This is a genomic window from Collinsella sp. AM36-4AA (genome assembly GCF_003467795.1).
Lineage (GTDB): Bacteria > Actinomycetota > Coriobacteriia > Coriobacteriales > Coriobacteriaceae > Collinsella.
In genome coordinates this window covers 35,479-43,825 of the sequence record NZ_QSHS01000022.1, presented here as the reverse complement: position 1 = coordinate 43,825, position 8,347 = coordinate 35,479, and the positions used below count along the sequence as shown (strand labels likewise).

Genomic DNA, 8,347 nt, shown 5'->3' with positions numbered 1-8,347 from the left:
AGCCCGTCCAAGAATTGGGGCGCAGTTCATGAAAACGGGGGCCGAATGGGCTTCGTGGCCTGTCTGGCAGGTTTGGTGCCGGCGCTACTTAATCACGCGCACGCGATACATCGACGGAATCTGCTTGAGCGCCTCGATGGTGCTGCTGTCCAGGTGCTCATCGGTGTCGAACATGGTGTAGGCGTTCTCGCCAGCGGACTCGTTGGTCATACGCTGCACGTTGGCGTTGTCCTTGGCGAGAATGGCCGTGATCTGGCCGATCATGTTGGGCACGTTTGCGTGCAGGCAGGCGATGCGGCTCGCGGCGCGCGCCTTGCCCATACTGCAGGCGGGGTAGTTGACGCTGCGCGCGATGTTACCATTTTCCAGGTAATCCTTGAGCTCGCTGATGGCCATGTCGGCGCAGTTGGCCTCGGCCTCGCCGGTGCCGGCGCCCGAGTGCGTGGTGATAAACGTATTGGGCATCTTGACCGTCTTGGGTGTGGCGAAGTCGCAGCTAAACCAGCTGAGCTTGCCCTCGCGCAGGGCGGCGTCAACGGCGTCCTCGTCAATGATGGTTTCGCGCGCGTAGTTGATGAGTACGGCGCCCGGGGCCAGCAGGTTAATCTGCTCGGTGCTTATCATGCCGATGGTGTCGGCCTTGCTGGGCACGTGCACGGTGAGGTAGTCGCAGCCGCGGCAGAGGTCCTCGAGCGTGCCCACGCGCTGCACCTCGCGGCTCAGCACCCACGCGTGCTCGACGGAAATGAACGGATCGTAGCCGTAGACGTCCATGCCCAGGTCGACGCAGGCGTTGGCGACCTTGGAACCCACGTTGCCCAGACCGACGACGCCGATGCGCTTACCCTTGAGCTCGCGGCCCACAAAGGCCTTCTTGGCCTTCTCGGCATCAACCTGAATCTCGGGGTCGTCGGCGTTGTCGCGCACCCAGTTCATCGACTGCACCACGCCGCGGCTCGAGAGCACCAGCATGCCCAAAACGAGCTCCTTGACGGCGTTGCTGTTGGCGCCGGGGGAGTTAAAGACCACGACGCCCTTCTTGGCGTACTCTTCGACGGGGATGTTGTTGACGCCGGCGCCGCAGCGGGCGATGGCGCGGATGCCCTCGGGCAGCTCGTAGCCGTGCAGGTCGGTGGAGCGCATCAGGATGGCGTCGGCCTCCTCGGCGGTGCTTACAAACTCGTAGCCCTCGCCGAACTCGACCTTGCCGTCCTTGGTGATGTCGTCGATGGTTTTGATCTTGCGCATGGAAAACTCCTTAGCAGGTTTTGATCTAAACAGGGTGGTCTGAGGTGGCTGGTCGGCCCGCGGGTTGCGGGCTAGTTAGATCGCGGGCTCAAACTATGCTGCGCTTCGAAGTCCTTCATGTACGTGGCCAGCGCCTGAACGTCTTCCATGGTGACGGCGTTGTACACGCTGGCGCGCATGCCGCCGACGAGGCGATGGCCCTTGACGTTTTGGATCTGGTGCTCTGCCGCGCCCGCGACAAAGGCGGCGTCGAGGTCGGCATCGCCGGTACGGAACGTGACGTTGGCGATGGAGCGGCTGCCGGTCTGCGCGGTGCCGTGGAACAGCTCGCTGTGCTCGAGCAGGTCGTAGAGCAGGTTGACCTTGGTCCAGTTGTGCTCGGCCATGGCGGCAAGTCCGCCGGTTTGCTCCACCCAACGGAACACCTTGCCGCATACGTAGATACCAAAGGTGTTGGGCGTGTTGAGCATGGAGCCCTTGGCGGCCTGGGTTTTAAGATCCAGGTACTGCGGCGTCTGCGCAAAGGCGGGGCCTTTGGCGATGAGGTCATCGCGCACGATGACCACGGTCACGCCCGCGGCGCCGGCGTTTTTCTGCGCGCCGGCGTAAATGAGCCCGTAGCGCTCAACGTCGAGCGGCTGCGACAGAAAGCAGCTCGAGACATCGGCGACCAGCGGCACGTCGCCGCAATCGGGCAGCTCGTGGAACATGGTGCCAAAGATGGTGTTGTTCTGGCAGATGTAGACGTAGTCGAGCCCATCGCCCGTGGCCTCGGCGGCGATGCGCGCGTTGACGTCGGCCATGGTGGGAATGCGGTCGAAGTTGGTGTCCTTGGAGCTCGCGAGCAGCACGGCCTCGCCGTACTTGGCGGCCTCTTTGTACGCTTTGTTGGCAAAGTTGCCAGTCACGACGTAGCCGGCGCGGCCGCGGCGCATGAGGTTCATGGGGATGCCCGCAAACTGCAGCGTGGCGCCGCCCTGCAAAAACAGGACACGGTAGTTGTCAGGGATGCTCAGCAGGCGGCGCAGGGTTGCCTCGGCGTCGTCGATGATCTGCTGGTACATACTAGATCGATGGCTCATCTCGAGCACGGACATGCCGCAACCGCGGTAGTCCATCATCTCGTCGGCGATCTCGGCGAGCACGCTGGTGGGCAGCGCGGCCGGGCCAGCTGAGAAGTTGTGCACACGTGCCATCTTCTAGGTCCCCCTCGTAGTCGTTTGAACGTTCGGGATACTTTAGCACAGTGCAGCGCCAGGCGCGACCGCATCATGGTAAAACTCGACTGCGCCGCTATGATTTACAGGATGGTTACATGGGGGAGGGTTGTCTCGAGGCTCGCATCTGACCCGCCTGGACCTTTGCTTGTTTCCAGGGGCGAATGCGGGCGTTGATGAGGTCGTCGTAACCGCGGGCGATGGATTGCTGAATGGCAGCAAGTGCGCGCGTCTGCTCGTCATAGGCCTCGGCATCCATGACGACAGACGACGCCGACCCGTTTTTGGGTAGGTGGACGGGTTCTTTGGTCTTGTGGCAGATATCTGCAATGGCGCCAAAGGTGCGTTGCAGATCGGAAATAGGCTTTACGTCTGGCATATGAAGCTCCTTACATGGAATCATATGTATAACTCAATGTTGAGTGTAGTGGAGGGTGGGGGTCCGATGCGAGGTGGCTTTGGGCGTGTGCGTGTCTGCATTCGCAAGCGCGTTTATCTGGCAAGTGTGATTTGGGGCGATCTCGTCAAAGCTGCTGAGCTGCGAAAATAACCGTTAACCGGATTTAATTTTGTTGCTCAACATTTGACACGCTGGTCGTGGTAACTTTTTTACCAACAGGTATGATTATTGTCATGTGCGCCGCGCCTGCCTGCCGGGCTGCGGCGCACTTGTGACAGCCTTTGACACCCTTGGAGCGTGCACTGTGGATGTAACCACAAAAAGCGTTCGGGGGGGGGGTGCTCACCCGCGAGCAATTCCTCCCGCATGAGATGCGCATCGTCGCTGTTCTGCGCACGCAGGGCGCAAGCGACGAGCAGGTCATTGTACGCGTAAAGAGCGATAACCTCTTTCAATATCCTACGGAGCGCATGGTTGCCAACCGCGCAACCGTGTGCCTTCGCCGCCTCGACGCCATGATGCCCACGGACGCCGCGTGCGCCGCGCGCGGCATCGACCCCAATACTGCCGCCGAGGCTGCGTTATCCCTAACCGGCCTTATGGCATCTGGTACTCCCACGCAGGCGGACCAGGCCATCTTTTACAGCATGATCTGCCGCTACGACATCGTGCGCGAGCTCGTGCTCGTCGAGGTGGGGGAGCGCCTGCAAAACTTCGACTATGCCTTCACGGCGGCTGACCTCAACGCCTTTATGACGCGCTTTACCACGGAGTATCCGGACGCGGCCCGCTGGACCGAGGCCACGGTCAAGCGCATTAAGGGCTCGCTGCGCCAGACGCTCCGCCACGCCGGCCTTATAGGCGAGGGTCAGGGCCCGGAGTCCGAACGCCTGTCCCCGCTCTTTCTCGACCCCGAGGTCGAGCAGGGCCTGGTCCAGCTGGGCGAGCAGCCTCTTATCGCGGCCCTTACCGGCAGGGCGGTGATGTAGCGTGGCTTCCGTCAACAGCACTTCCGATTCCGTAGTCACCCCGGCGACCGATCTCACCACCAATATCGGCATCCATTCCCGCCAGAGTGTCGTGGCGGCGCATGCCCGCTCCGAGCGCGCCCGCCAAGAATTTGAGCGCCGCGCGCAGCTCCTGCGTGAGTGCCTGTGCAGCGAGGACTTTTTGGCCAACAAGGGCATAGGTAACGAGATCGGCTTCCATACCTTCTGCTACGACCCTGCGCTCGAGTTTGAGGCGCGTGCGTTATTTGACGTCCTTTCACGCGATGCCGAGGCCGGCAAGCTCCCGTGCACGCTCAAGGTCGTGAATCTCTACGACGCCGTGCTGGCAATTCTCGAAAAGCGCCGCGTCCTCAAGACCATCCCGCGCCAAGAGGAGCGTCGCGGTACCCAGCGCGTGCTCGAGGACGTGGCCAAGTTCGCCTCGCCCGAGAAAGTCGCCGCGTGCATCCTTGAACAAACCGAGCCGCACGTGCCCAGAGACGTCATCCTCCTCACCGGTGCAGGTGAGGTCTTCCCGTTCTTTCGCATGCACACGCTTCTCCACTGCATGCTCGCGGATTTTGATGATGTGCCGGTGATCGCCGCCTATCCGGGCAGCTTCAACGGCTCTTCCTTCCAGCTCTTTAACCGTCTGCCGGCCGATAACTACTACCGCGCCATCGATATCTCGTAAGCACGGCTCCCCGCATACAAGGCCCTGCCGCCGGTAACAACCCTTTGCCATAACGTTCCCAAACCCAAAGGAGCACCCATGGACAACACGATCATTCGCGACCTCTTTGCAAAAGACATCAACCGCTCCATCAACGGCGTGGTCAAGGTCCAGGATTCAAAAGACGAGTCCATCCGTCAGGAGCTTGACGAGTACGTGGTGACGCGCGAGCTGCAGGGGCACTTTGCCACGTTCTTCAAGGCCTACGGCGATGCCATCGATGTGCGCACCGACAAGATCGGCGTGTGGATCAGCGGCTTCTTCGGTTCCGGTAAATCGCACTTTCTCAAGATGCTGAGCTACCTGCTCGAGAATCGCCAGATTGGCGGTAAGAGCGCCATCCGCTACTTTGATGGCAAGATCGTCGACCCCATGGTCGCGGCTGCCATGGAGCGCGCCTGCTCGGTGCCCACGCAAGCCATCCTCTTTAACATCGATAGCAAGGCGGGCCAGTGGAAGCAGGGCGATACGGCTCCCACGGCGCTGCTTCGCGGCTTTGAGCGCATGTTCTACGAGGCACGCGGCTTCTACGGCGAGGACCTCAAGCTTGCAAAGCTCGAGGATCACATCGATTCCCTGGGCAAGACCCAGGAGTTCCGCGAGGCCTTTGAGCGCGTCAACGGCGAGTCCTGGCTCCAGACCCGCGACACCTACAGCTACTTTGAGGACGACGTCGTCGAGGTGCTGCAGAGCGTGCTCGGCATGAGCGAAAAGGCCGCATGGAACTGGCTCGAGGGTTCTGAGGACGAGGTTTTGGCCCCCGATGTCTTTGCCAAAAAGGTTAAGGACTACGTGGACGCTCAGGCGGCGGCCCGCGGCGGCAACTTCCGCCTGCTCTTTATGGTCGACGAGGTGGGTCAGTTTATTACAAACGACCAGGACCCAAGCCTTATGCTGAGCCTTCAGACCATTGTCGAGGAGCTGGGGGCCGCCTGCGGTGGCCGCGTGTGGGTGATGGTCACGAGCCAGGAGGCCATCGACAACCTGAGCCTGCCCGTGGGCAACGACTTTTCAAAGATCCAAGGCCGCTTCAATACCCGCCTTTCGCTCTCCAGCTCCAGCGTGGACGAGGTCATCCAGCGCCGTGTGCTCGAGAAGACCGCGTCGGCGGCCGATATGCTTGCACAGGTCTACGAGCAAGACGCCGCCGTGCTCAAAAACAACTTTACCTTTGAGGGTGGCTCGCGCTCCGACCTCGCCGGCTACGCCAACGCCAAGGAGTTTGTCGCCAGCTACCCGTTTGTGGGTTATCAGTTCAAGCTTCTGCCCGATGTCATGACCGAGGTGCGCAAACACGGCGTCAAGGCCAAACACATGTCCACGGGCGAGCGCTCCATGCTTAGTGCGTTCCAGGAGAGCGCTCAGGCCATCCAACTTGAGCAGACCGGTGCGCTCGTGCCGCTCTGGCGCTTCTTCGACACTATCTCCAAAGATCTTGAGACCGGCATCAACCGGGTGGTCGACCGCGCGGTCCGTGCGGCCGAGAACGCGGAGGGTCTTGAACCTTACGACGTCCGGGTGCTTAAGCTCCTGTACTTGATTCGTTACATCGGCTACGTCAAGGCCACGGTCGAGAACATCTCCATCCTTATGATCGACGGCCTCGACGTGGACAAGCGCGCCCTCAAGGACCGCGTCAAGGAGTCCCTTGCCCGCCTGGAGCGCGAGAACTACGTGGCACGCCAGGGCGATACCTATAGCTTCCTCACCGACGAGGAGCAGGAGATAGCGCAGGAGATCGCACGCACCCCAATCGATAGCGCGCAGGTAATCGAGTCTATCAAAAAGCGCCTGTTCGACAGCATCTACACCGCGCGCAAACTCAACCGCGGGGCCAACGACTTCCCGTTTGACCGCTATGTGGACGGATCAATCCACGGTGGCAGCATGGGCGGCATGGAGCTTTACGTGGCGACCATGGCGAGCGACCTGGGCCGTGCGGACGATATCGAGCTGGCCTTGGCTTCTTCGGGCAAGGCCATCGTGGCCTTAAGCGACGAGGCGGATTATTGGGAGACGCTCGTCAACGCCGCCAAGATCCGCAAGTACGCCAAGACGCGAAATCTCCAGGAGCTTCAGCCGAGCACGCGCCAGATCGTCGAGTCTAAGATGCGCGAGGCGGCCTATAACGAGAAAGAGGCCGATGCCCTTTTGAGCGAGGCCGTGCTCCATGCACGTTGCGCAGTCAACGACCGCATGGTTGAGGTCCGCGCGGCCAAACCCGCCCAGGTCTTTGAGCAGGTGCTGGCGCAGCTGTGCGATGTGGTCTTTGAAAAGGCCGACTACATCGGCGCGCCGGTCACGAGCGATTCCGATATCCGCTCCACTCTGGCGGGCAACGTTCAAGCGGGGCTCGCTGGCATGGACGCGGGTAACACGCGTGCGCTCAAGGAGGTCGAGGACTACCTCAAAGTGCAGCACCAACGCCACCTGGATACCGCTATGGGCGATATCCAACGCCAGTATCAGCAAAGGCCCTTTGGCTGGCGCGAGGTCGACATCGCAAATGTGGTGGCGCAGCTTGTGGTGGAGCAGCGCGCGCAGGTGCTGTTTGGCGGTCAGACGGTCCAAGCTAGCGACAGCCGCATGGTGGCACTCCTGCGCAAGGATGCCGATAAGGCCAAGGTGCGCTTGCGCATGCGCATGAGCGACCGGTTGCTGCGCGCCACGGGCGAGCTCATGCGCGACCTGTTTGACCTTAAGAACGTTCCCTCCAACGAGGATAAGCTCGTAGCCGAGCTCAAGGAGCGCCTTGAGGACTTGCGCGAGACGTGCCTCACCATGGCACGCGACTACTTCACGGGTATCAAGCCGGCCTTCCCGTATCCCGGTGAGGACGAGTGCGAGAAGATGCGCTCGGAGGTGGCCGACATCCTTAAGGACCAGAACGAGGCCGAGGCATTTTTGACCACGTTCACCAAGCACGAAGACCGCCTGCTCGATGCCAAGGAAGACTTTGACAAGGTGGTTGAGTTCTTCGAGTCCAACCAACGAACGGCTTTTGACCACGCCAGGGAATTCTTGAGTCGCACGGAGGGCATTGAGTATGCCTCCGATGACATTCCCGGCGCGGTGGAGAATGTGGTAACGGTGCGCGAGATCCTCAAAGATCCCAAGCCCTACAGCCGCATTAAAGAGCTGCAGCCGCTGATGGCCCCCGTCGAGGAAGACATTAAAAAGCTCCTGGGCATGCGCCGCAACGAGTTCTTGCATCGCATCGAGAACGACCTGCAGGACCTGCAAAAGCAGGCCGAGAGCCAAGAGGGTTTTGTCAAGCAGGCCAAGGATGCCATAGCGGACGCCGGCACCAAGTATGAGTCGTTCAAGAACCGCACCCACGGCGTCCAGAGCCTCAACGAGCTTAACGCCCTCGCGGCAAACTGGGAAAGCTGGACCATCACGGCGGCCAACAAGATATACGACGCCGTGGACGCCGCACGCGAACGTATGGAAAACGAGCGCCGTTCCACCGAGGTCACCAGCACGGGCGAGGTGGTCAAAAAGATCACCAACAAGGGCACCGCTACGCCAAGTAACGGTTCCGTGCCCGTGCCCGTGCCCAAGCCCCGGCGCAAGGTCAAGACCGTGCGCCGCACCGACCTGGCCAAGCCGAGCCGCCTCACAACCGCAGAGGACGTGGAACGCTACGTGGACGACCTGCGAGCCCGCCTTATGCAGGCGCTTGCATCAAACGACGAGATCCGCATTAACTAACCCGCTCAGTCGCCGGCGCCCAAACATGCACCGGCGGCTTATGGCG

General features: G+C 61.2%; 6 protein-coding genes. 3 read left to right on the top strand and 3 right to left on the bottom strand.

Features of this window, described 5'->3' with window-relative positions:
- Positions 1-84: 84 nt before the first annotated feature.
- The 3 genes from DW850_RS07610 to DW850_RS07600 all read right to left on the bottom strand — a co-directional run bounded on the left by DW850_RS07610 (position 85) and on the right by DW850_RS07600 (position 2,844).
- The gene (locus DW850_RS07610; protein ID WP_117786737.1) at positions 85-1,248 is read right to left on the bottom strand and encodes a phosphoglycerate dehydrogenase; all 1,164 of its coding nucleotides are present in this window, start codon (positions 1,246-1,248) and stop codon (positions 85-87) included.
- Positions 1,249-1,319: 71 nt separating this feature from the next.
- A complete protein-coding gene (gene serC / locus DW850_RS07605; protein ID WP_117786736.1) occupies positions 1,320-2,444 on the bottom strand; it encodes a 3-phosphoserine/phosphohydroxythreonine transaminase in 1,125 nt (374 codons plus the stop codon).
- A gap of 115 nt (positions 2,445-2,559) precedes the next feature.
- Positions 2,560-2,844 (bottom strand): type II toxin-antitoxin system Phd/YefM family antitoxin, encoded by a 285-nt coding sequence (locus tag DW850_RS07600; RefSeq protein ID WP_158565244.1) that lies wholly within the window; start codon positions 2,842-2,844, stop codon positions 2,560-2,562.
- A gap of 359 nt (positions 2,845-3,203) precedes the next feature.
- Between DW850_RS07600 and DW850_RS07595 the strand changes: the two genes are divergently transcribed.
- From DW850_RS07595 to brxC, 3 genes are all read left to right on the top strand, one after another.
- On the top strand, positions 3,204-3,854 hold the full coding sequence (locus DW850_RS07595) for a DUF1819 family protein (RefSeq protein ID WP_117786734.1): 651 nt from the start codon (positions 3,204-3,206) through the stop codon (positions 3,852-3,854).
- Position 3,855: 1 nt separating this feature from the next.
- Positions 3,856-4,548, top strand: coding sequence for a DUF1788 domain-containing protein (locus DW850_RS07590; protein ID WP_117786733.1), 693 nt, complete (start codon positions 3,856-3,858; stop codon positions 4,546-4,548).
- Positions 4,549-4,626: 78 nt separating this feature from the next.
- Positions 4,627-8,301: a BREX system P-loop protein BrxC gene (gene brxC, locus DW850_RS07585; RefSeq protein ID WP_117786732.1), complete on the top strand. Its 3,675-nt coding sequence runs from the start codon at positions 4,627-4,629 to the stop codon at positions 8,299-8,301.
- The last annotated feature ends 46 nt before the right edge of the window (positions 8,302-8,347 follow it).